The organism is Coprococcus sp. AM14-16, from assembly GCF_003434675.1.
GTDB lineage: Bacteria > Bacillota > Clostridia > Lachnospirales > Lachnospiraceae > Coprococcus > Coprococcus aceti.
In genome coordinates this window covers 1,234,639-1,259,042 of sequence record NZ_QTLL01000001.1, presented here as the reverse complement: position 1 = coordinate 1,259,042, position 24,404 = coordinate 1,234,639, and the positions used below count along the sequence as shown (strand labels likewise).

Annotated in this window: 24 protein-coding genes and 2 tRNA genes; 25 read left to right on the top strand and 1 reads right to left on the bottom strand. The window is 46.3% G+C overall.

Annotated features, from left to right (window positions below; translation table 11 throughout):
• Positions 1 to 257: 257 nt before the first annotated feature.
• The 9 genes from clpX to DW159_RS05535 all read left to right on the top strand — a co-directional run bounded on the left by clpX (position 258) and on the right by DW159_RS05535 (position 8,706).
• On the top strand, positions 258 to 1,745 hold the full coding sequence (clpX, locus tag DW159_RS05575; RefSeq protein WP_117549250.1) for an ATP-dependent Clp protease ATP-binding subunit ClpX: 1,488 nt from the start codon (positions 258 to 260) through the stop codon (positions 1,743 to 1,745).
• Between the two features lie 276 nt (positions 1,746 to 2,021).
• Complete coding sequence (locus DW159_RS05570) at positions 2,022 to 2,588, top strand: manganese efflux pump MntP (RefSeq protein ID WP_117549249.1); 567 nt, start codon at positions 2,022 to 2,024, stop codon at positions 2,586 to 2,588.
• Between the two features lie 97 nt (positions 2,589 to 2,685).
• The gene (locus DW159_RS05565; RefSeq protein ID WP_117549247.1) at positions 2,686 to 4,524 is read left to right on the top strand and encodes a DUF885 domain-containing protein; all 1,839 of its coding nucleotides are present in this window, start codon (positions 2,686 to 2,688) and stop codon (positions 4,522 to 4,524) included.
• Positions 4,525 to 4,662: 138 nt separating this feature from the next.
• Positions 4,663 to 6,324 carry a S8 family peptidase gene (locus tag DW159_RS05560; protein WP_117549245.1) on the top strand — a complete coding sequence of 554 codons (1,662 nt, stop codon included), beginning with the start codon at positions 4,663 to 4,665 and terminating at the stop codon, positions 6,322 to 6,324.
• Between the two features lie 9 nt (positions 6,325 to 6,333).
• Positions 6,334 to 6,744: a hypothetical protein gene (locus tag DW159_RS05555; protein WP_015533895.1), complete on the top strand. Its 411-nt coding sequence runs from the start codon at positions 6,334 to 6,336 to the stop codon at positions 6,742 to 6,744.
• A gap of 101 nt (positions 6,745 to 6,845) precedes the next feature.
• Entirely contained in the window at positions 6,846 to 7,448 is a 603-nt protein-coding gene (thrH, locus tag DW159_RS05550) for a bifunctional phosphoserine phosphatase/homoserine phosphotransferase ThrH (RefSeq protein WP_015533894.1), read from the top strand.
• 14 nt (positions 7,449 to 7,462) lie between these two features.
• Positions 7,463 to 7,957: a hypothetical protein gene (locus DW159_RS05545; protein ID WP_015533893.1), complete on the top strand. Its 495-nt coding sequence runs from the start codon at positions 7,463 to 7,465 to the stop codon at positions 7,955 to 7,957.
• 41 nt (positions 7,958 to 7,998) lie between these two features.
• A complete protein-coding gene (locus DW159_RS05540; protein WP_117549243.1) occupies positions 7,999 to 8,352 on the top strand; it encodes a hypothetical protein in 354 nt (117 codons plus the stop codon).
• Between the two features lie 24 nt (positions 8,353 to 8,376).
• Positions 8,377 to 8,706, top strand: a complete 330-nt coding sequence (locus DW159_RS05535; RefSeq protein WP_117549241.1) for a DUF308 domain-containing protein — start codon at positions 8,377 to 8,379, stop codon at positions 8,704 to 8,706.
• 74 nt (positions 8,707 to 8,780) lie between these two features.
• On the opposite strand, the gene DW159_RS05530 is transcribed toward DW159_RS05535, so the two are convergent.
• On the bottom strand, positions 8,781 to 9,329 hold the full coding sequence (locus DW159_RS05530; RefSeq protein WP_117549238.1) for a hypothetical protein: 549 nt from the start codon (positions 9,327 to 9,329) through the stop codon (positions 8,781 to 8,783).
• A gap of 140 nt (positions 9,330 to 9,469) precedes the next feature.
• Here DW159_RS05530 and DW159_RS05525 point away from each other — a divergent pair, with 140 nt between their 5' ends.
• The 16 genes from DW159_RS05525 to DW159_RS05450 all read left to right on the top strand — a co-directional run bounded on the left by DW159_RS05525 (position 9,470) and on the right by DW159_RS05450 (position 24,395).
• Positions 9,470 to 10,351, top strand: coding sequence for a polysaccharide deacetylase family protein (locus DW159_RS05525; RefSeq protein ID WP_238051350.1), 882 nt, complete (start codon positions 9,470 to 9,472; stop codon positions 10,349 to 10,351).
• 19 nt (positions 10,352 to 10,370) lie between these two features.
• Positions 10,371 to 11,675: a bifunctional folylpolyglutamate synthase/dihydrofolate synthase gene (locus DW159_RS05520; RefSeq protein ID WP_242992617.1), complete on the top strand. Its 1,305-nt coding sequence runs from the start codon at positions 10,371 to 10,373 to the stop codon at positions 11,673 to 11,675.
• Complete coding sequence (locus DW159_RS05515) at positions 11,675 to 12,166, top strand: HD domain-containing protein (protein ID WP_015533888.1); 492 nt, start codon at positions 11,675 to 11,677, stop codon at positions 12,164 to 12,166. Before DW159_RS05520 ends, DW159_RS05515 begins: the two co-directional genes overlap by 1 nt.
• Positions 12,167 to 12,225: 59 nt before the next feature.
• Positions 12,226 to 13,035, top strand: a complete 810-nt coding sequence (gene folP, locus DW159_RS05510) for a dihydropteroate synthase (RefSeq protein WP_117549231.1) — start codon at positions 12,226 to 12,228, stop codon at positions 13,033 to 13,035.
• 19 nt (positions 13,036 to 13,054) lie between these two features.
• The gene (gene folK, locus DW159_RS05505; RefSeq protein ID WP_015533886.1) at positions 13,055 to 13,873 is read left to right on the top strand and encodes a 2-amino-4-hydroxy-6-hydroxymethyldihydropteridine diphosphokinase; all 819 of its coding nucleotides are present in this window, start codon (positions 13,055 to 13,057) and stop codon (positions 13,871 to 13,873) included.
• 34 nt (positions 13,874 to 13,907) lie between these two features.
• Positions 13,908 to 14,885: a prephenate dehydratase gene (locus DW159_RS05500; protein ID WP_117549229.1), complete on the top strand. Its 978-nt coding sequence runs from the start codon at positions 13,908 to 13,910 to the stop codon at positions 14,883 to 14,885.
• 26 nt (positions 14,886 to 14,911) lie between these two features.
• Positions 14,912 to 16,444, top strand: coding sequence for a Ppx/GppA phosphatase family protein (locus DW159_RS05495; RefSeq protein ID WP_015533884.1), 1,533 nt, complete (start codon positions 14,912 to 14,914; stop codon positions 16,442 to 16,444).
• 3 nt (positions 16,445 to 16,447) lie between these two features.
• Positions 16,448 to 18,568 (top strand): RNA degradosome polyphosphate kinase, encoded by a 2,121-nt coding sequence (locus tag DW159_RS05490; RefSeq protein ID WP_015533883.1) that lies wholly within the window; start codon positions 16,448 to 16,450, stop codon positions 18,566 to 18,568.
• Positions 18,569 to 18,864: 296 nt separating this feature from the next.
• Positions 18,865 to 19,359, top strand: coding sequence for a translation initiation factor IF-3 (gene infC / locus DW159_RS05485; RefSeq protein ID WP_015533882.1), 495 nt, complete (start codon positions 18,865 to 18,867; stop codon positions 19,357 to 19,359).
• Positions 19,360 to 19,398: 39 nt separating this feature from the next.
• Positions 19,399 to 19,596, top strand: coding sequence for a 50S ribosomal protein L35 (gene rpmI, locus DW159_RS05480; RefSeq protein ID WP_004849138.1), 198 nt, complete (start codon positions 19,399 to 19,401; stop codon positions 19,594 to 19,596).
• Between the two features lie 22 nt (positions 19,597 to 19,618).
• Positions 19,619 to 19,975, top strand: coding sequence for a 50S ribosomal protein L20 (gene rplT, locus DW159_RS05475; protein ID WP_004849136.1), 357 nt, complete (start codon positions 19,619 to 19,621; stop codon positions 19,973 to 19,975).
• Between the two features lie 172 nt (positions 19,976 to 20,147).
• On the top strand, positions 20,148 to 20,453 hold the full coding sequence (locus tag DW159_RS05470; protein WP_015533881.1) for a hypothetical protein: 306 nt from the start codon (positions 20,148 to 20,150) through the stop codon (positions 20,451 to 20,453).
• Positions 20,454 to 20,536: 83 nt separating this feature from the next.
• Positions 20,537 to 20,620, top strand: a tRNA-Leu gene (locus tag DW159_RS05465).
• A 71-nt stretch (positions 20,621 to 20,691) separates the two neighbouring features.
• Positions 20,692 to 20,775: transfer RNA gene (locus DW159_RS05460), tRNA-Leu, on the top strand.
• 138 nt (positions 20,776 to 20,913) lie between these two features.
• Positions 20,914 to 21,945, top strand: a complete 1,032-nt coding sequence (locus DW159_RS05455) for an efflux RND transporter periplasmic adaptor subunit (RefSeq protein ID WP_117549227.1) — start codon at positions 20,914 to 20,916, stop codon at positions 21,943 to 21,945.
• Positions 21,945 to 24,395 carry a biotin/lipoyl-binding protein gene (locus DW159_RS05450; protein ID WP_117549225.1) on the top strand — a complete coding sequence of 817 codons (2,451 nt, stop codon included), beginning with the start codon at positions 21,945 to 21,947 and terminating at the stop codon, positions 24,393 to 24,395. The genes DW159_RS05455 and DW159_RS05450 overlap by 1 nt, the downstream gene beginning before the upstream one ends.
• Positions 24,396 to 24,404 lie beyond the last annotated feature (9 nt).

Below are 24,404 nucleotides of genomic sequence, written 5' to 3'. Positions count from 1 at the left end.
GCATAGCGAAAAATCCAATTCCATAGCACTTCGCAAATGCTGAAATATAAAAACGATTCGAAAGACCACAGTTGTAAAATGACATAAAAAACGGGAGTTTGACTTAATATTATTAAGGAGAAAATGATGGTATGAGGAGTTTGGTCACGGCTATTTTACAGTAATTTCATATTTGCAGGTGTTGGTAAATGTGGTATATGTGTGTTATTATATTTCTGACTGAGACTATATGTATAATCAGGAAAGGAAAATGAGATATGGCAGAGAATTATGATGATATAGATAAGAAGACACCGGATACGGTGGATACAGATGGACATGCATCGGATGATAAGGACAACGATGACGACTACGAGAAATACTGCTACCTGTGCAGGAGACCGGAGAGCGTGGCCGGCAAGCTGATACATATGCCTGGAGATATAAATATATGTGCGGACTGCATGCAGAGATCATTTGACAGCTTTAACAATTCCGGTTTTGGCAACATGCCGGGGCTTGGCAATATGCAATTCATAGATCTTACGAACATGCCATTTGGCAATATAGACATGTCCAAGTTCAAGGCACAGAATGACGTGCCAAAGTCACAGAAGGTCAAGAAGAAGGCGCCAAAGGAAAAGAAGCAGGAGGAAGAGCTCACGCTTAAGACCATTCCGGCTCCTCATAAGATCAAGGCTATGCTGGACGAGTATGTTGTGGGACAGGAATATGCCAAGAAGGTTATATCCGTGGCTGTATACAATCATTATAAGAGGGTTCTCACAGATACCATGGATGATATAGAGATAGAGAAGTCCAACATGCTGATGGTGGGACCTACAGGCTGTGGTAAGACATATATAGTCAAGACCATAGCAAGACTTCTCAAGGTGCCTCTCGCAATAACTGATGCCACAACTCTCACTGAGGCCGGTTATATAGGCGATGATGTTGAGAGCGTTCTGTCAAAGCTTCTCGCCGCCGCCGACAACGATGTGGAGAAGGCAGAGAGAGGAATCGTGTTTATAGATGAGATAGACAAGATCGCCAAGAAGCAGAACAGCAACAGCAGGGATGTGAGCGGCGAATCCGTACAGCAGGGACTGCTAAAGCTCCTCGAGGGCGCGGATGTCGAGGTGCCTGTGGGATCGGGCAGCAAGAATGCTATGGTTCCCATGACGACCATCAATACAAGAAACATACTGTTTATATGTGGTGGAGCATTTCCTGATATAGAGGAGATCATCAAGCAGAGGATCAGCAAGCAGGCGTCCATGGGCTTCAAGGCTGAACTCAAGGACAAATATGATGATGATCCGAATCTGCTGAGGCAGGTTACAACCGAGGATCTCCGTGAGTTTGGCATGATACCTGAGTTCCTTGGAAGACTTCCGGTACTCTTCACACTTGATGCGTTGGACAAGGATATGTACGTGAGCATACTCAAGGAGCCTAAGAATGCGATATTAAAGCAGTATAAGAAGCTCCTTGCACTGGATGAGGTGGATCTTAGATTTGACGATTCGGCATACGAGGCGATAGCCGAGGAGGCGATCAAGAGGAAGACGGGAGCCAGAGCATTGCGTGCAATTATAGAGAAATTCATGCTGGATATCATGTACCAGATCCCAAGGGATGACACCATAGGAAGGGTGACCATCACAGGTGATTATATAAAGGGCAAGGGAAGCCCAATCATAGAACTGCGCGGAACACCGGCACTTGAGGAGGCAAGCGCAACTCAGATCGATAAGCAGGACTGAACAGATCTGTAATGACAATAATGCGATAACAGGGAAATGCTACTTGATAATATTTTATCAATATGCTAGAATATCACCGTTCATTAAGGGAGTAGTCAGCGCAGAGCATGTGTTGTGATATCAACATAATGATTGACAGCCATCGGTCGATGATGGCGTGAATCTGGTATTACTGTAGATGATGAGACTTTCTGGACAGCTTTTAGCTGCCCGGGAGGTCTCTTTTTATATGTGTCTGTGACTGCATCCGTCAAATCTATATCAAGGAGAAAAATTATGAGTATTGCAGAGTTATTCCTGTTGGCAGTTGGTCTTTCAATGGATGCATTTGCCGTGTCTATCTGTAAGGGGTTGTCCCTGCGCAACATCAAGGTGAAGCACATGCTTATCGCAGGTGCGTGGTTTGGAGGATTTCAGGCACTTATGCCGACGGTAGGATATGTCCTCGGAAGCTTTTTTGCAGATCTGGTAAGCAAATGGTCACACTGGATCGCATTTGTGCTCCTCCTGTTCATCGGCGGAAGCATGATCAAGGAGTCGTTTGGCGGGGAAGAGGAAGTAGATGCAGATATGAGCTTTAAGGTCATGTTCCTTCTGGCGGTTGCAACCAGCATAGACGCACTGGCGGTTGGAGTGTCATTTGCATTCCTCAAGCTGTCCACTCTGTATATCATACTTGCGGTATTATTCATAGGATGTATCACATTCATATGTTCAGCGGTCGGAGTGAAGATCGGAAGTATATTCGGAACAAAGTACAAGTCAAAGGCTGAGCTTGCCGGAGGTATCATACTTATACTCATAGGAGTAAAGGTTGTTCTGGACGGACTCGGTATATTGTAACCTTAACATAAAATAAATGGACAATAGTATGGTTTATGGCATACAATGTGTAGATAGGTTATGTGAAGGGACAATATATTAAGTAAGGAGTAGATGTATGACCAGATTCAAAAAGAATATGAGAAGATTTGTCGTGGCTGCTGTTGTCGGAGCCATGGCCATGTCGATGACTGCATGTACTTCTCATATGTTTGATGAGAAGACTATCACAGGAACAATAAAGGATAATGCGGACAACTACACAAAGGTGCAGAAGGAGTTCGAGGAATATCTGCACGATGAGTATGTGGACAGTGTGACATCGGACACACTCTCGTACAACTATGAGATAAAGGATGGGGATGCCCTTGGTATTCCTGAGCCGGAGGTATCTCTGGGCGATTCGGATATGAGCGATGAGGGAATCAAAAAACGTAAGGCTGAGTTTGATGAGTCCTTTGACAAGCTCAAGTCATTTGACAGGGACGATCTCACGGAGAGCCAGCAGCTCACATATGATATACTTAATCAGTATCTGGAGACGGAGTCAGAGGGTTATCTGAACATATACCTCAGCGAGCCGTTCTCACCTATGAAGGGACTGCAGTCGAATATATCCACATATTTCACAGACTACCGTTTTGACGACAAGGGTGATGTGGAGAGATATCTCCAGGTGCTTGGAATGGTAAGGGATTATTTTGATGACAATCTAGAGTTTGAGAAGACAAAGTCCGAGAAGGGATATTTTATGAGTGATGCCGTGTGCGATAAGGTCATCGAGCAGTGCGAAGACTTCATCAAGGACAAGGACAATCACTTCATGATACAGGTGTTCAACGATAACATCGAGGCGCTGGACTTTCTGACTGCGGACGAGATAGCGGACTTTGAGGAACAGAATAAGAAGGCCGTTGCGGAAAGTCTTATACCTGCATATGAGGATGTTATAGATGTGCTGTCATCGCTCAAGGGAACCGGTAAGAACCAGGGCGGTGTGTGTGGCTATGAAGGTGGTAAAGAGTATTACGCTTACCTTTTGAAGGACGCTGCGGGAACTGATAAGACACCTGAGGAAGTGGCACAGATGCTGGATGACAACCTGTCAGATCTCATGACAGATCTGTATTCCATAGCCATGACACAGTACGATTCATATGAATATTTTGTGGAGCACTACGATGACCTCTTTGGAGACAGTGACTCAAAGGAGCCTTCAGAAATAATAGATATACTCATGAATACAGCCACCGAGAACTACCCAGACTTTGGAGAGATAAAGTATCAGGCGAAGAAGCTTGATAAGAGCCTTGAGGATATTCAGGAGAATACGCTGGCATACTATATGTCACCTGCGATCGATGACCAGGACAACAACCTTATCAGGGTAAATGGCAAACATACGGATGGTATGTGGACCACACTTGCCCATGAGGGATATCCGGGACACATGCTGCAGAATGCATACTACATGTCAACAGATCCTGAACCGGTACGTACCATATTAAGCTTCCTTGGATACAAGGAGGGCTGGGCAATGTATGCGTGCTATGATGCCATAAACTATTACACATTTGATGGGGCATCTGATTCGGACACCGTTGCAAAACTGTACAGGTTAAACGATGAGATCAATTATCTTATAAGTGGAAGGATCGATATAGGAATCAACTATGAGGGCTGGTCACTGCAGGAAGCAAAAGATTACCTGAATGAAAAGGGATTCAACGGCGATGCCGCCGACGATCTGTATACTACCATGATAGGTGATCCTGCCGTATACCAGAGTTATTCAACAGGCTTCTATGAGATGCAGGAGATCAGGGATTATGCTGAGGAACAGCTTGGATCAAAGTTTGACCTGAAGGAGTTCAATACAGTCGTTCTCGAGACAGGTCCATGCCAGTTCAATATCCTGAAGCAGCAGGTTCAGAAGTATATTGATACAAAACAATAAAATAGAATATAGCCGGTACATATAATGTACAGATGGAGACATACCGCAGCCGGAGAAATTTCCGTGCTGCGGTATTTTTGTGTAAAGATTCGGAATTTGCTGCATATACTATATAGATTGCCCCTGGAGGAATGTGCGGTGATATCAGATGCTGCTTACTCAGAGGATTATGTGGAATATATAATAGAATACAACGGAGACAGGGAAGCTCTGATGGATCTGTATCAGCCATACGGGCTCAACATAATAGACGACAGATATGCGGTGGCATATCAGCCGTTTCCGGCCGGGTATATGGAGAGTTTTTCAAGGCTTGAGTACAATCTTTTCCCAAAAGTGTACGGCCTGATGGACGATGTGGGGGCTCTTGAGGCTATAGGGGTTATCAATATCCAGCAGGAAAATATACTCGGACTCACCGGAAAGGGGATACTGCTTGGCATCGTTGATACGGGGATCGATATATTTGGCAGTTCATTTGTGCGGGATGGGGGTAAGACAAAGATACTTGCGGCGTGGGATCAGACTGTGGAGGAGGCTGACAACGCATCATACGGCTACGGCAGGGAGTATAGCACGGAGGAGATACAGGCTGCTGTGGATGAGAGACAAAGGATATTGACGGATACCACCGGGCATGGAAGCTTCTGCGCGGGAACGGCTGTGAGTGTGGCTCCGTCGGCAGACCTGGTGGTGGTGAAGTTAAAGCAGGCAAAGGAGAATCTCCGCAGCTTTTATGGTATTCCATCGGATGCAAATGCGTACAGTGAGGTTGACATAATGACAGCGATAGCATATCTGCTTGAGCAGCAGAAAAAGCTGCGCATGCCTATGAGCATACTCGTGACGCTTGGGACCAACAGTGGAAGCCATACGGGGGCGGGAGCGCTGGACAAATATATAAACAACATAGGAGATCTTCAGGGGTTTGCGGTATCTGCTGCCGGTGGCAACGAGGGGAGAGCAGGACATCATTATTCCGGGATCGTCACAGGGGCATATGATGTCGTTGAGATCGATGTGGCAGATCACAACAGCTTTACACTTGAGATATGGGGTAAGTCCACCAATACCTACTCGGTGGCCATAGAGATTCCCGGCGGGGAATTTATAGAGAGGATATCGCCGAGGTATGACAGGAGCTCGATCATCCGTCCGATATTTGGAGGTGGGATGATATATGTCGACTATTTTCTCGTAGAGGATTCTGCTGGGCAGGAGCTCATCATGCTCAGATTTATAACCCCGGCAAATGGTATATGGCGGATAAGGGTGTACGGTGTTGGAACCACGGAGCTCAGCTTTAACGCGTGGCTGCCCATAAGCAGCTTTGTATCCCCGGGGACGAGATTTGTGTCAAGTGATCCGGGAGTGACCATAACGAGCCCGGCGGTGGCGGAGACTGCGATATGCACTTGCGCATATGATCACTCAAATGGTAATCTGTATATCGACAACAGCAGAGGCTATACGGCGGACGGCAGGGTGAAACCGGATCTTCTCGCTCCCGGAGTGAATATAAGGGGAGAAGGAGCCAGCGGGGAGACGGTTATAAGAAGCGGCACCTCAGTGGCGGCTTCGTACACTGCGGGCTGCAGTGCCATCATGCTTGAGTGGTCGTATGGGAGAAAGATGATAAGGAATATAAACGGCAACCAGATAAGGGGCTACCTGATAAGGGGAGCGGTGAGACCGGGAAGTTCGGGCGGGCTTTTGGAGATCAGGCAGTATCCGAATCCCGAGTGGGGATATGGCCTGCTGAACATTTACAATACATTTGAAAGTCTCAGGAATGTGTGAGGATAAGTTATGGGAAGAACATGCAGAGAAGAGCTGGCGAGCGGCGGTACGCTAATAATAAGTGAGAATGACTTCAGGATAGAGTATTTCTTCCCGGGGCCGGATGGACGCTATGGTGGAGTGAGGGTCAATATTCCGGGAAGGAAAGTTGAGACCTATATGAGGGCATGGCAGAAGAATTATGAAAGGTACGAAGAGCTTCAGAAGGCGGCGGGGGCAAGTGTGGTGAAAAGACCGGCTGCGATGAGAGGTGAGTGCGGAATGACGATACGGACCGGTTTCATGGACGGAGTATACCTGAAGGGAAGCCACATGAGAGTGACGGAAAGGGTGCAGCTCGACATGATAATCCGGGATTATGGATACGCTCTGGACAGATGGAAGAAGTCCGGGCAAATGCCTGAAAGTAGTGATTGTTAGTCTGCGTGATACTGTGCTATAATGCATCTGTGTGGTCAGAAACGGGAGGAGTATGACATGCATTAATTCACACTATTTATAAGAACGGAGGATAATATAATATGTATATAACATGTCTTGATTTAGAGGGAGTACTGGTGCCTGAGATTTGGATCGCATTTGCGGAGGCAAGCGGAATACCTGAGCTTAAGAGAACAACAAGGGATGAGCCTGACTACGATAAGCTCATGAACTGGAGACTTGGTATACTTAAGGAGCACGGACTTGGACTCAAGGAGATACAGGAGACTATAGCAAAGATAGATCCTATCCCTGGAGCAAAGGAGTTTCTGGATGAGCTGAGATCCATAGGACAGGTGATAATCATAAGCGATACATTTTCACAGTTTGCAGGCCCTCTCATGAAGAAGCTCGGTTACCCTACAATATTCTGTAATGAGCTGATCGTTGCAGATGACGGTGAGATCACAGGCTTCAAGATGAGATGCCCACAGTCGAAGCTCACAACAGTCAAGGCTCTGCAGTCAATCGGCTACGACACTATAGCAAGCGGTGACAGCCACAACGATCTGGGAATGATCTATGCGAGCAAGGCAGGCTTCCTGTTCAAGAGCACAGATCAGATCAAGGCGGACAATCCTGATCTTGAGGCATTTGAGACATACGATGAGCTTCTTGCGGCCATCAAGAAGGCAATGGACTAGTTGGAGATACAGATATGAAGTACAAGAGTGTAGATGAGATCGAGACGCTCTCTTTCAGGGATGCGACTCTGATCAGATGCATATATTCGGAGAAGCAGGGAATCCTGGAATTTGAATTTGACGGCGCGGTAGTCAGAGAGGACAACTCTGCAAATGAGCTCTATACTGACAGATATGCCAGTGATATGCAGGTCAGATTCACTGAGCCTGAGATCGAGGCACTTCTGCTAGAGGGTCATAAGTATTACGATGCGAACGATGTCCTCCAGGAGTCAGTACCGGATAAGCCTGTGGACAGGGCGGACTATGAGGATGTGCTGAAGAGCTTTGAGGGCAAGGTTGTATTTTATTCGGGTCAGCCAAAGGAGATGCTCAAGTCTTCGGAGAATGCTGACAGAAAATGCTATCAGATGATAATAGATGTGGATGAGGAATCCTATGTTCTGAGTTTTTACTATGATAAGGTGATCGCACAGTGGGAGCACTTTATGAACAAGGTGATGAACTAGCCTGACGGTTCGGCAGGGATCAGGAAAGGAAGATGCGGCAGATGGCAAAGAGGATACGCCGGTATATAGCATATATTGATGAGCTTTTAAAGAGGAATGATGTGGACTTTGCACGGGAGGCAGAGAGACATCTCACGCAGGTAGGATTTTTCATGCATGAGAGACTTATCCACCTCATAGTGCTGGTATTGTTTGCCGTATTGACGGTTGCAACATGTATAACATTTGTAGTGACGGACAATATATCGCTGCTGATACTTGCACTTGCATTCATGGTGCTGCTTGTTCCATACATAATGCACTATCATCTTCTTGAGAACAGTGTCCAGTATATGTATGAGCAATACGACAGAATGCTCGAGAAGGCGGGCATAGATGCGTTTGTAAACAGATGATTGGTGAAAGGCGGTAAAGCATATATGTTCAATTTCGTTATGGGTATCGTGATGATCGGAATAGGCGCAATAAGTGTGGCTCATGCATTTTTTTCAAAAAATATGGCGGGCTTCATATTCTTCGGCATACTGATGATCGGATTCGGAATAGTGGAGCTGGTCAGATCCAGGGGCGTAAAGGCCAGAAAGAAGGCTGCCAGAGACAGAGAGTTTGACATGTACAATCTCATTGCGTCGGAGATGGGAGTCAAGATCAATCCGCTCACAGGAGAGATGCTGAGCTCAGACAAGAAGGGTGAAGACGAACCAGTGACTGTTACTGAAGCTGATGATGCAGCGGATGTGGCAGAATAAGAACATAGAATAAAGCGGCATGGAGGTTTTCAGATACCTCCGTGCCGCTTGTTTTTTCATGCGGGATATTTCATCTATTTATAATCAGAGAAATCATACTCTGCAAATGTCTTCCCGTGCTCATCGGATCTGTACACCTTGCCATCGCTGGAGTCGATATAGAAATCACCGACCTTGGTGTCGCCCTCTTTATTGTTGTCGTGGAGCTCGATGTGGTAGCCTGTTTTTCCACCGGAAAATTCTGTGAGATCCTTGTCACTGTTGGCAACCTCGAATCTTCCGTCACCTGCGGGAAGCTGATCCATGAACCAGTCCTGGGCATCATCGAATGAACCGAAGATGCCTGACACGGTGTTTCCCACGCCGTCAGCGACATCCTTTACACCGTCGGCCACGCCGTCAGCGACATCCTTTACAGCGTCGGCTGCTCCGCCTACAACGCCTTTGTCAGATGAGTCGGTGCTGTTTTCCTCAGAGCTGTTACCATTCTGAGCCTCAGATGTTGTCTGGGTGCTGGCTGCTGAAGATGAGCCAGTGCTTGAAGCACCGTTTGAATTGCCACAACCACAGAAGAGGATCATGGTGAGTGTCATACACGTCACAAGTAAAAAGTATTTTTTCATTGTACATGTTCTCCTTTTTTTAATATTTGCTATTTATATTCTCCGTATATCTGAGAAATATTCATGGCATAAAAAATAGACACATAATTAAAAATAAAAAATAATATAATAGAAAAAATGCTATAGGCGGCGAGGATCATTTGAAAAAAATTGACAATGTGCAGGAGGTGACTGACAGATGGCAGTATATTATGCTGGCGGTTGCCATATTTCTTGCCATAATTTTCTGTTGTTATTACATAATCAGCCAGTCGAGGTGGGGCTTTTATACTGCCGGAGGGCCGGTCAGGCAGCAGGCAAATGTCCTGGGGGCGGATGAGAGCACACCATCGGAGGTGGATGGGGCAAATGATACCGGGGAGATGCAGCCGGAGAAGGATGAAACGGAGTCTGATGCGGAGCCGGAGATAACGAAGAGGGCGTATCTCACATTTGACGATGGGCCATCCGGGAACACAGTGGAGATACTGGATATCCTTGATAAATACGATGTGAAGGCGACATTTTTTGTCGTGGGGCGCGACAAGAGCTATTATGATGCCTACCGGGATATAGTGGATAGGGGACATACACTGGGGCTTCATTCGTACACCCATGATTACGATAAAATATATGGAAGCCTTGCTGATTTCTCCGAAGATATTGAGGAATTGCGAAATTTATTGTATGATGTAACAGGTGTAAATTGTGTATATTACAGATTCCCGGGCGGCAGTTCAAATACGGTATCCAGAGTGGATATGAACACCCTGATAGACTATGTGAATGCCGAGGGGCTTATATATTATGATTGGAATGCGCTGAACAATGATGCCGTGTGTGGCAGCTACACGCCGGAGCAGCTTGTCGACAATATCATGAAGGATGCACTGCAGCACGACGATGTGGTCATATTGATGCATGATCTTGAGTCGAGGCACACCACGGTGGAATCACTGCCGATGCTCATTGAAAGACTCCGGGATGATGGGTATGAGCTGCTGCCTATAGATGAGAATGCACCACTTATCAGGCACAGATGAGAAGGGACGGATATATGCCATGACTTATGAAGAGGCAAGAAGTTATATAGAATATACGGACACCATGGGAAGCGTTCTGGGGCTTGACAGTATAAAGGAGCTGCTGAGAAGGCTGGGCGATCCGCAGGACGCAGTCCCGGTTATACATATAGCAGGAACAAATGGCAAAGGTTCGATATGCGCATTTCTGGACGAGATACTTGAGAGTGCAGGATACAGTGTGGGAAGATATATATCTCCGACGATATTTACATATCTTGAGAGATTTCAGATAGATAAGGAATATATGTCTGAGGAGGATTTTGCCGTATATCTTGAGACGGTGAAAGATGCAGCGGATGACATGGTGTCGGACGGCTGGGGAAGACCCACATCGTTTGAGACGGAGACAGCGGTGGCGTTCTGTTATTTCTGCGACAAAAAGGTCGATTTCCTGTTGCTTGAGACCGGAATGGGAGGCCTGGAGGATGCCACAAATGTGTGTAGCCACCCGGTCTGTACGATAATAGCAAGTATAAGCATGGATCACATGCATTTCCTCGGGAATACCCTGAGGGATATATACAGACAGAAGCTTGGAATATTGAAAAAGAACTGCCCATGTGTGGCGTACCCGCTTGCCTCAGAGCTTGAGGATATGTGGGATATGGCATGTGAGCAGAATAATATATCGGACTTGGCGGTACTTATCAGGGAGAAGGATATAGAGATATGCAGAGAGTCAGTAGGTGGAAGTGAATATATATATGACGGACAGAGATACGAACTTCAGGTTCCGGGCATATATCAGATATATAACAGTGCCACAGCGGCTGCGACCGCACATGTTCTCATGAGGCTTGGATATGAGCTGACTGAGGATGACATAAGGAGAGGACTTAAAGCGACGTTCTGGAAGGGAAGATTCCAGAAGCTTATGGACAAACCTCTCTTGTATGTGGATGGCGCACACAATCCGGGAGGCTGGAGAGCACTTAGACAGAACATAGATGAGTATTTTGCCGGAAGAGACCTCATATATATATGTGGGGTGTTCAAGGACAAAGACTATGAGCAGATGCTCAGGATCATGATGCCGGGGGCTTCTGCGTTCATAGCAGTTGAGCCGGATAACCCGAGAGCACTTTCAAGGCATGAGCTGAAAAGGCTGGCAGGGACATATATAGATGAAGTCTATGAGCAGGAAGATGTGGACGATGCCGTGAGGCTGACGATGACGCTGGCTGATGCCAGGCAGGATCCGGTGGTTATGGTATTTGGCTCGCTGTCATTTATTGGGCCGATCATAGACCGTGCGGAACATGGAGGATATATAGAAAGCTGATGCAGACAGAGATGGACAGAGTGGACAGGATCATATACAACGATGAATACAGACGTCTCATGGAGACTGTGCGGAACAAGGAGACCGACAGGATATTCTGCCGGCATGGACTTGAGCACTGCCTGGATGTTGCCAGGATAGCGTATATAATGAATATCGAACAGGGATATGCGATAGACAGGGAGATCATATATGCCGCGGCACTTCTTCACGATGTGGGACGGGCAGATCCTGATGACACCGGCAGGAAGCATCATGAGCTGAGTGTTGAGTATGCGGGCAGGATACTGGAGCAGTGCGGATTTTCCACGCAGGAGAATGAGCAGATATGTGATGCCATAGGCTCACACAATACAGACGGTGCTGAGCGGGAAGGACTGGCATATGTGTTGTATAATGCGGATAAGCTGTCTCGAAACTGTTTTGACTGCAAGGCATCAGACCAGTGTTACTGGCTGGAGAGTGCACGCAATACAGGGATAAAATATTAAGGGAAGTACCAAGGGGTCGCACGTCATGTGCGGATATTTAATATCTGGAGGATAAAAGGATGATAATAGGAAACAAGACATTTGAGAGTGGAAAAGAACCTTATGTGATGGGGATACTGAATGTGACCCCGGATTCATTTTCGGATGGAGGACAGCATAACACCATGGACACAGCTCTGTTTACCACAGAGAAGATGATAGCTGAGGGTGCTGTGATAATAGATGTTGGCGGTGAGTCCACAAGACCTGGATATACAAAGATATCGGATGAGGAGGAGATAGAGAGGATCGCACCGATCATAGAGGCGATAAAGAGAGATTTCGACGTGGCAGTATCACTCGACACATACAAGTCTGCGGTGGCTGAGGCGGGTATACATGCAGGTGCAGATCTCATAAACGATATATGGGGACTGAAGTACGATGAGAAGATGGCGGCTGTCATAGCGAAGTACGACAAGGCGTGCTGTCTTATGCACAACAGGGAGAACACAGATTACACAGACTATCTGGCTGATGTTGTATCAGATCTGGATGAGTCGGTTAACATGGCTCTGGCAGCAGGCATAGACAGGGACAAGATCATGGTGGATCCGGGAATAGGATTTGCAAAGGATCTGCATCAGAATCTGCTCCTCATGAACAATCTGGAGCTGCTCCACAAATGGGATCTCCCGATACTCCTCGGAACGTCGAGAAAGTCGATGATAGGACTTACACTTGATCTTCCGGTGACCGAGCGCGAGGAGGGAACAGTTGCCACATCAGTGCTTGGGCTTGTGAAGGGCTGCGATTTCTTCAGAGTACACGATGTGAAGAGCAACTACAGAGCACTCAAGATGACGCATGCGATGCTGAGTGCCAGATAACATATAGCGGAGGTGCGGTATGGACAGTATCAATATAAAAGGACTTGAGGTATTTGCACATCACGGAGTGTACAGGGAGGAGAATGTCCTTGGACAGAAGTTCGTGGTGGACGTATCCATGCAGGTGTCGACCCAGGAGGCCGGCAGAAGTGATGATATAAGAAAATCTGTGAACTATGGCAGCGTGTGCGATGGCATACAGAAGGTCATGAAGAACAGAAATTATAAATTGATAGAGACTGTGGCTGAGGAGATAGCAGACATGATACTTCTCACTTACGATGATGTGAGAGGGGTAAATGTGACGGTGAAGAAGCCGTGGGCTCCGGTCATGGTACATGTAGATACAGTGTCCGTGTCCATAAGCAGAAAAAAGCACACAGCATATCTTGGACTTGGGTCAAATATCGGCGACAGGGAATCATATCTGGACATGGCCATAGATGAGCTGAACAAGGATAAATACACCAAGGTGACAAGAGTATCAGATTTTATAGAGACCGAGCCGTATGGCGGCGTTGAGCAGGATGATTTTCTGAACGGCTGTCTGGAGATAGAGACGCTCAGGACTCCTGAGGAACTGCTGAGACTGGTGAATGGAATAGAGAAAGCGGCGGGAAGAGAGAGGCTGATCCACTGGGGACCGAGAACTCTGGATATCGATATCCTGCTTTATGATGATGTCGTGTATGACAGTGAGGATCTTCACATACCACACGTGGAGATGCACAAGAGAGAGTTTGTACTTGAACCATTGTCCGCGATAGCGGGATACAAGAGGCACCCGCTGCTTGGCAAGACAATATCCGAGCTTCGTGCCGGGCTGGACAAACAGTGACAAAATTGACACTTCAAGTGGAAGGATAGATAGAATGAATACATTGGAAGAGATAAACAGTCTGGAGGAGCAGATACAGCAGCTTATCACCAGAAAGAATGAGCTTATCGACAGAGCGTGTGTTGAGGGCAGAGATGTTGCGCTGGCACATATAAGCTCTGATGTGGTGAGCGGGTTTGTGCCCGTGGATCATCTGAAGGTCGATAAAGACACGGTGGTTGTATACCAGGGTGTTCCGGGGGCTTACAGTCATCAGGCTATGCATGACTATTTTGGCAAGGATATAAAGAATGTAAATGTTGCAAAATTTGAGGATGTCATAGAGACGGTGAAGAGAGGCAAGGCTGATTACGGAGTCCTGCCTATAGAGAATTCCTCTGCCGGATTTGTGAGTGGTATATATGATATGGTTGGCAGCAGCGGTCTGACCATCGTGGGCGGGGACGAGGTCAAGGTGGCACATATGCTCATGGGAGTTCCAGGCTCAAAGCTTTCTGATATACAGACTGTATATTCCCATCCGCAGGGGCTTCTGCAGTGCAGTGAATTCCTAAACAGAGCCGGATACGCACAGTGCCCGGTTGCGAACACTGCAGTGGGTGCGGTGAAGGTCAGGGATGAAGGTGATATTACCCAGGCTGCCATAGCGAGCGCTCTTGCCGCAGATATATACGGACTTGAGATACTTAAGGACGATATAGTCAACAATGAGAACAACACAACGAGATTTATCATACTGTCAAAGAAAAAGGAGTATGTGAAGAGTGCGGGAAATATATCCGTATGCTTTGCACTGCCACATGAGAGTGGAACCCTTTACAGTATACTTGGACATATAAAACATAACGGGCTCAATATGACAAGCATTGAGTCGAGGCCTCTCAGGGGAAGAAAATGGGAATATTCATTCTTCATAACTCTTGAGGGAAGTCTCATGGATCCGGCGACGATAGATGCGCTGGACCATATAAATAGGGATTCTATGGATTTCAAGATAATTGGAACATACTGATAAGTAACATGAAAGGTGGGGTAGATATGGCAAGTAAGGTATTTGCAGCCATCGATGTAGGTTCTAACGAGCTGTCAATGAAGGTGTATGAGATAACTCCCAAAAAAGGGGCGAGGGAGATCGATTACGTCAACAGCACAGTTGAGCTCGGTAGTGATACCTACAACAGTGGCAGGATAACCGAGGATTCCATAATGAAGGTATGTGAGATCCTCAACAAATTCCGCAGGAAGATGAGGGAATACGATGTGCGTGAATACAAGGCGTATGCATCGTCCGCTGTGCGTGAGGCGGAGAATTCAGTCATGGTCCTTGAGAGGATAAAGCAGCACACAGGCATCGACGTCTCAGTGCTCAGCAACTCGGAGCAGAGATTCATGAACTACAAGGCGTATGCGGCAAAGTCGAAGTTTGAGGATGCCGACACGAAGAACAGGGCGCTTCTGGACATAGGAGCGGGAAGTCTCCAGATATCTATATTTGACAAGCAGAATCTGATCCAGACACAGAACCTTCCTATAGGAGCCGTGAGAATAAGGGATTATCTGGCAAAATACGGCGCAGACACGGTGGCTCTGGAGAATATCATGGAGGAGTTCGTATCGAACTTCATAGAGGAGTTCAGGAACCTCTTTATAAACGATAAGGACATCAAGAGCATAATAGCCATAGGAGACGGAATCGCAAATCTGAAGAAGGTCGGACCGGAGCTGAATATCACAGACAAGATCACAAGAGATCAGTTCCGCGTGCTTTATCACAAGGTAGTTGAGACCACCCCGGAGGTCCTTTCAGAAAAATACGGTGTGCCATACGAGAGGGCGACACTGATGCTTCCGATGGCGATCATTTACCAGTCATTCCTCGACAACTCAAGGGCGGAGGATATCATCACGCCGGATGTTACGTTCTGTGACGGAATAGTTGCCGATTATATGGATAAGAACGGAACTCTTCTGCTGAATAAGAATTTCGACGAGGATATCATTGCATCGGCAAACAGCATAGCCAAGAAATATAAGGTCAACAGGAAGCACACACAGAATGTGACGCAGAACGCACTGGATATATTTGATTCCTTCAAGAGCGTCCACGGACTCGGAAGGAGAGAGAGACTGCAGCTCCAGATCGCAGCCATGCTCCACAGTTGTGGCAAATTTGTAAATATGAACGAGGGCACCATGATGTCCTATCACATAATCATGTCCACGGAGATACTTGGACTGTCCCACAAGGAGAGGGAGGAGATTGCAAATATTGTGAAGTTCAACGAGTATTATCTCCCTTCACAGACAAAGGCACAGGTATCGCTGATGACTGCGGATTACATGAAGGTCGCCAAGCTGGCATCCATACTGAGACTTGCGGATGTCCTTGACAAGAGCCACAGGCAGAAGATAAGTGATATGAAGTTCAGCTTCAAGGACTACGTGCTCACTATGACGGTAGATACACTGAATGATATTACGCTTGAGGCAGGGGTGTTCAAGACCAAGACTGAACTGTTCAGAAAGGTCTTTGGAGTGAAGCCTGTGTTAAAACAGAAAAGGGGGTTGTAAAGGATGGCAGATAAGAATCCGATATTTTATAACAGAGAGCTCAGTTGGCTTGAATTTGACAAGAGATGTCTGTCCGAGGCGAAGGACAGGACCATTCCTCTGTTTGAGAGAATAAAGTTCCTGAGTATAACGGCATCCAATCTGGATGAGTTCTTCATGGTAAGAATAGCATCACTCACGGATATGGTGCATGCCGGATACACCAAGAAGGATATAGCCGGAATGACGGCGCGGGAGCAGCTTGACGCACTCCATGCCAGCACCAAAGAGTTCATGAAGAACCAGTATCAGACACTGAACAGATCCCTCATCCCTCAGCTTGCCCAGAACGGATTGAAGCTTGTGAGACACCATGAGGATCTCACTCCAAAGCAGGCAAAGTACGTGGACAAATACTTTGAGAAGGATGTATACCCGGTACTCACACCTATGGCGGTGGACTCGTCCAGACCATTCCCGCTGGTGCGCAATAAATCACTGAATATAGGTGCACTCATATACGATAAGAAAAAGGACGTGACGGATATAGCGACCGTCCAGGTTCCATCTGTACTTCCAAGGATCGTGAGACTTCCTTCTGAGGAGAAGGGCGTTACCGAGATAATTCTTCTGGAGGAGGTTATCGAGAAGAACCTTGACAAGCTGTTCCTGAACTACGACATAGTGTGTGCATATCCATACCGTATCATGAGAAATGCAGACTTCTCCATAGATGAGGAGGAGACCGCAGATCTGCTGAAGGAGATCGAGAAGCAGCTCAAGCAGAGACAGTGGGGCGAGGTCATAAGACTTGAGGTGGACGAGGCCATGGACAAGAAGCTCCTTAAGGAGCTCAAGAAGCATCTCGGAGTCGATGACGAGGTCGTATACAAGATCAACGGACCTCTGGATCTCACATTCCTCATGAAGGTGAACGGCATAGATGGTTTTGACCATCTGAAGTATCCTAAGTACAAACCGCAGCCTGTACCTGGAATGGGTGATTACAGCCATATATTTGACAGGATAAAGAAGGGAGACATCCTTCTGTTCCATCCATATTATGAGTTCACTCCGGTCATTGAGTTCATAAAACAGGCGGCAAATGATCCTGATGTCCTGGCGATCAAGCAGACACTTTACCGTGTCAGCGGCAATTCACCTATCATCGCGGCACTTGCACAGGCTGCCGAAAATGGCAAGCAGGTAACTGTTCTCGTCGAGCTCAAGGCAAGATTTGACGAGGAGAACAATATAGCGTGGGCCAAGAAGCTGGAGCAGGCGGGCTGTCATGTTATCTATGGCCTTGTGGGTCTTAAGACACATTCCAAGATCGCACTGGTTGTCAGACGCGAGGAGGACGGAATCAGAAGATATGTGCATCTGGGAACAGGAAATTACAATGATCAGACCGCAAAGCTTTACACTGACATGGGACTTCTCACCTGCAGCGATGCCATAGGAGAGGACGCGACGGCGGTGTTCAACATGCTGTCAGGATATTCAGAGCCGAAGAAGTGGAACAAGCTTGCAGTTGCCCCGATCTGGCTGAAGGACAAATTCCTCATGCTGATAGGCCGTGAGGCAGAGAATGCGAGACAGGGCAAAAAGGCAAGGATAGTTGCCAAGATGAACAGTCTCTGTGATCCGGTGATCATGAATGCGCTCTACGATGCCTCAAAGGCAGGCGTAAAGATCGAACTCATCGTCAGGGGAATATGCTGTATCAAGGCAGGAGTTCCGGGACTTTCAGATAATATATCAGTAAGATCCATAGTTGGAAATTATCTTGAGCACTCGAGAATATTCTATTTCTACAATGACGGATTTGAGGATATATACATGGGAAGTGCGGACTGGATGCCTAGAAATCTGGACAAGCGAGTTGAGATAACGTTCCCTGTAGAGGATCCGGAGCTTAAGAAGAAGATAAAGAATATCCTTAAGATACAGCTTGAGGATACACTCAAGGCTCACATCATGCAGCCTGACGGCTCATATGCGAAGCAGGATCTCAGGGGCAAGGCAAAGCTTGATTCACAGATGTATTTTGTGAAGCTTGCGCAGGAGAGTCAGAAGCCGGTGAAGGAAGAGGACAATGACAGGGTGTTCATCCCGGTTGAATCCCACGGCGATAATGAGTGATATAAAGGCAGCACAGAGGCATATCGACAAAAGAAAAATAACAGTTGACACACGGCTGGCGATGTGGTATTCTACCATTGCTGTGTGAAACAGTGAACATAGAAGCAGAGTATCCACTCTCACCTTAGCATGGTCTGACATGACTCGGGTTAATATTTAGCTTAGAAGATTTACAGGGTTTTCCTGAGTTTGAATATGCTTTGTATTAAGAAAGTGGATAGATGGTTCTATCCACTTTTCTTATGTCAGAGAATTGAATTTTAAAAGTGTGGAGGTAGAGAGTCATTAGCGATTTAATGATCAACGAACAGATTAGAGACAGAGAGGTACGACTCATCGGAGAAGATGGTCAGCTTGTTGGAATAATGTCATCCAGGGATGCATACAAGATGGCTCAGGATGCAGGACTTGATCTTGTGAAGATAGCACCTAAGGCACAGCCACCGGTGTGCAAGATAGTTGACTATGGTAAGTATCGTTATGAGCAGGCCAGAAAAGAGAAAGAGGCCAAGAAGAAGCAGAAGACCATGGAAGTCAAGGAAGTCAGACTTTCACCGAACATCGATGCGAATGACCTTAATACCAAGATCAATCAGGCAAGAAAGTTCCTTGAGCATGGCGATAAGGTTAAGGTTACACTGCGATTCAGGGGAAGAGAGCTTGCGCATGTAGAGCAGTCAAAGGTTATTCTTGACAACTTTGCTGAGAAGCTTGCAGAGATAGCAGTTATCGATAAGCCTGCTAAGTTTGAAGGAAGAAGCATGATAATGTTTTTAACACAAAAGCGTTAAATTATTATAGACATATAATTCAAGGAGGAAGTAAGTAAAATGGCTAAATTAAAGACAAAAAGAGCAGCAGCTAAGCGTTTCAAGAAAACAGCTAACGGCGGTTTAAAGAGATCTAAAGCTTATAAGAGTCATATCTTAACAAAGAAGACCACTAAGAGAAAGAGAAATCTTAGAAAGGCTACAATGACAGACGCAACAAACGAGAAGGTAATGAAGAAGATATTACCTTATATCTAATAGATCAGGAGGAAGAAAACCAATGGCAAGAGTTAAAGGCGGAATGAACGCAAAGCAGAAGCACAATAAGGTATTAAAGCTTGCAAAGGGCTACAGAGGAGCAAGAAGCAAGCAGTATAGAGTAGCAAAGCAGTCAGTTATGAGAGCACTTACATCTTCATACGCTGGCAGAAAGCAGAGAAAGAGACAGTTCAGACAGCTCTGGATCGCTCGTATCAACGCAGCAGCAAGAATGAACGATATCTCATACAGCAAGCTTATGCATGGTCTTAAGCTGGCAGGTGTTGACATCAACAGAAAGATGCTCTCAGAGATGGCTATCAGCGATGCTGAGGGATTTGCAAAGCTTGTTGAGGTTGCAAAGGCACAGTTATCATAATATAGAATATAGAATCTTCTATATATAAGTAAAAAGAACCGGATGTGGTATAAACTTACACATCCGGTTCTTTTGTTGCGCGAAAAGGTTTTATAATTCGGAGGCGTATGCTATAATTATAGAGGTTAAGGGGATGACCAATGAGAGTAAAGACACAGAGTAGGAGGCACATATGTTCGTAGAGAGAATAACAAAGGATCAGATGAAGATGTTTCTTGAGACTTTTGCTTGCTGTAGTGAGCAGAAGAACCTCGTTATGAGACTTAACTATGCAGGAAAGGAACCGTATCTGGATGTGACCAGGTTCAGCAATGGTCTGGTATATACTGATTCATATTATGATTTTGACAGTACATACTGCAGTAATCTTTGGAATAAGTTCCTGTATACACAGTTCACACATGAGTATTACACAGCGTTCAAGGAGTACCTTATGAAGGATGTGGACAGAAAGCTCACTAATATGATAAAAATCTGAAAAAAGTTGTTGACTTTGTATTCGATAGATGGTATTATCTTATTCGTTGGTGACGAGCACAGAAGTCGACATCACATAAATATGCGGGAGTGCTGGAATTGGCAGACAGGCTAGACTAAGGATCTAGTGCTGGAAACGGCGTGTGGGTTCAAGTCCCATCTCCCGCATTTTTATTTTGAAAGTCCTATGGAATTTCGGATGTGAGAGAATGGGCGGTTATCAATTACATATAGAATATGCGGGAGTGCTGGAATTGGCAGACAGGCTAGACTAAGGATCTAGTGCTGGAAACGGCGTGTGGGTTCAAGTCCCATCTCCCGCATTTTTTATTTCGAGAGAAAGCTTAAAACATAAGCTTTCTCTTTTTTTTAACTAATATTAACTCCCGGGAGATTTCCTTGATATATGGGCTGACAGGGGGTAGAATCAAATATATTTATAAAAACAGGAGGAATAGAGCGTGTCAAAAGCGATATTCAATAAGAAGGTTCTGGCGGCAGCGATTGCCGGTCTGATGTCCGTGTCGCTGGTTGGTTGCGGAGGCAGTACCGGTGGACAGACAGGAAGTTCCAGAATAAATATAGAGCCGTATAGCAAGGTGGAATTCAATACGGATCAGGTTAAGAGCGGAGATATCCAGTCCTCATTGACATTGGAGCTCAAGCCTGATGGTTACAGTAGCAATGATTACTCGATACAGCAGTCTGACTACAAGGTTCAGGAGGTCAAGGTAAAAGAGGGCGATAAGGTGGCCAAAGGCGATGTGATGATTCAGTTTGAGGCCAAGGATATCCAGAAGACCATAGATCAGTATACGGATCAGAAGGAGCGGGATCAGCTTCTTATAGACCATTACAACAGGCTGGCGAGCATAGACAGCAGCCAGGATTACTCCAGTGACATATCCGCGGCGAAGGAGGATATGGATCTGGCGGATACATACATCAAAGAGCAGAACGAGAGAATGAATGAGTATCAGGTCATTGCAGACAAGAACGGAACAGTGACTTATGTCAACTCAGATCTGCAGTATGGATATGTCACAGCGGGTGATACGCTCATAACGGTGGATTCGGGTTCGTCTGATTATGTATCAGAGACTGCGGATTCATACGAATTCAAGGAGGGGCAGACCTACGATGCTGATTTTCAGGAGGCAACATTTACACTGAAGCTCACGAAGTGTGAGAAGTATACAAGCTCTGCCACCGGAGAGGAGATGCAGAAACTTACATTTCAGCCTGTCAGTGATATGACCGGAGTGACCGAAGCGGATACCCTCAAGATGGTCATAGATAAGCCGGTTGTAAAGAACGTTGTATATGTGAATAAAAAGGCTGTGTTTGACGGCTCGGATGAGAAGAAGTATGTGTACACTGTAAATGAGGACGGATACAGGAATGCGGTAGAAGTTACCGTTGGAGATACGGTGGATGATTATACAGTTATCAAATCAGGACTGAAGGCCGGAGAGCAGGTGGTGATAAATTGATGAGACAGAATATTATGCATAAAGGCAGCACACGGACAAAAAAGAATATGACCGCCAGAATAGCATGCCTTGTAATGTCATTTGTCATGGCAGGAGGAATGGCGGGCTGTGGCAAGGAGAACAGCGAGAAGGTTCCTGAGCTCGTTGAACCTGTAAGTACAAACGAGGCATACAGACCGGTTACATATGGAGATATAGGCAAAAAGGTCATCAAGACCGGAACGATAGTCCCAACTGACTATTGTTATTACTATGACACATCTGTGACTCTGTCAAAGGTGTATGTGAATGTGGGCGATGAGGTCAAGAAGGACACGGTTCTTGCAGAGACCGACAGCAATGCATCCACAGCATCGGGAGACGATGGCAGTGGTACAGATTCAGGCTCAATAGTGGATGATTCTTCAACATCGATGGATGGGGATGACAGCTCGGGAGCTGATTCCCAGGATGTGAAGAAGTATTCACATGAGATCAAGCAGAAGATATATGAGCAGAATCAGGCTGAGCTGGACTGGAAGATAAAGGCGTGCGAAGAGATCGGTGATTCAAAGGGCGCTGCAGAGGCCAGAACAGAAAAAGCCATAAATGAGGAGAACAACAGGTACGATAATCTTTTATATGAGTATGAGCAGAAAAAGCTCACACAGCAGGACGAGGATGAGGACAAGGTCAAGCAGAGCGGAACGCTCAAGGCAGACCGTCCGGGCACGGTAACATACGCCAAGAAGATAAGCGGCAGTGAGAATACTGTCGGCGGCGGTGAGAACGTGGTCGTGGTTTCAGATTACAGTGATCCATATATAGAGATAACCGGTGAGAGCTTCAAGAAGAATACATACAGCATGTATAAGAACATGTACACTGTGATAAATGGAAAGCAGTATGACATAGTGCCATACAACTACACCAATCAGGAGATAGCTGTGGCACAGAGCAAGTCAAGTCTTCCATACACAAGATTTAAGCTCAAGGGTGTGAAGGATGCAGATAAGATCCTCAGCGTGGGCAACACGGTGTCACTGTATTTCAGTACATCCGATGCAAAGGACGTACTCACAGTGGGAAATGATTCCATATACGAGGAGAACAACCAGAAATTTGTATATGTCAAGACAGATTCCAGTGAGAAGGAGCGCAGGGATATAGAGACCGGTGCCAGCGACAATAACTACACAGAGGTAGTCAGCGGACTCAAGGAAGGCGATCTTGTCTACTACGCTTCAGATGCGGTCATGCCTAGTGATTACACAGAATACACGGTGGCACTCGATTCATATACGAAGACAGCAACGGTGAAGAGCGATTCGTTCTCGGTGGAGGACCTCAACAGTGTCAGCTACACTGCACCATGCGATGGACGTTTCACGTCACTCAACGTCAAGAAGGGCCAGAAGGTTAAGAAGGGGGATGTGCTGTTTGTCATTGACAGTGGCGGCGGAACAGCGGCGGTCAAGGATATAGATAACCAGATCAGCGAGGAGAACCAGACTTACAGTTCGGATCTCAAGGATTTTGATGATCAGATAAATGAGCTTACAAATGAGATTACGAGATACCAGAAGGGTAAGGTGGCAACGCCGACGGATGCAGAGAACACTCTCTACATGGCGGAGCAGCTCGTGTGCCAGAGAAATGTTGTTACATACAACAAGGATCTTAGGATATATACACACAATGCAACCATCAAGAGCTTAAACGCACAGAGAGAAAAGCTCAACAAGAACAATGATGGAAGCGGAAAGATAACTGTCTACGCTGACCAGGCGGGAACAGTCCTCTCGGTTGGCGCGAAGACTGATGTGGCTGTCAAGGAAGGTGCAAATGTACTCACAGTCGGAAGCAACGACAATGTGATCCTGGCGATATCCATATCAGAGGGAAAACTTGCTGTAAACCAGAAGGTTTCAATATCAAATAAGAACAACAGCGGTAAGAAGATAAGCGGAGTGTGTGTCGGAAGCACCGGAGACAGCTCCAAGTCATATATCAGTACTGATTCAGAGGGCGGGGTTCACGTAACCAAGTGTTCAGGCAGTGATGAACTGAAGTATTATATAAAGGTTGATGATGCAAGCTTTTACAAGAAGCCGAAGTCATATCAGGTCAGCTACCCGACAAAGTCCTATGAGAACGTGGTCATGATACCTAACAACATGATCTATCATGAGACGAGCAAGAACAATTCAAATGAGTATGACTATGTATGGCTCATCAAGGATGATGAGATCATAAAGCAGTATGTCACTCTCGGCGAGGCAGACAAGACCAAGACGGTTATACTGTCAGGTCTTTCAGAGGGCGATGTCATAGCTAAGGAATCAGGAGCAACATCCACCGGTGGCTCATCGAGTTCATCAGATGGTTCCGATAATTCAAAGTCAGGCGCAGACAGCCAGTCGGATGGCGGATCGGATTCATCTGACGGAGATGCGACAACAGCAGAGTAGCAGAGAGGA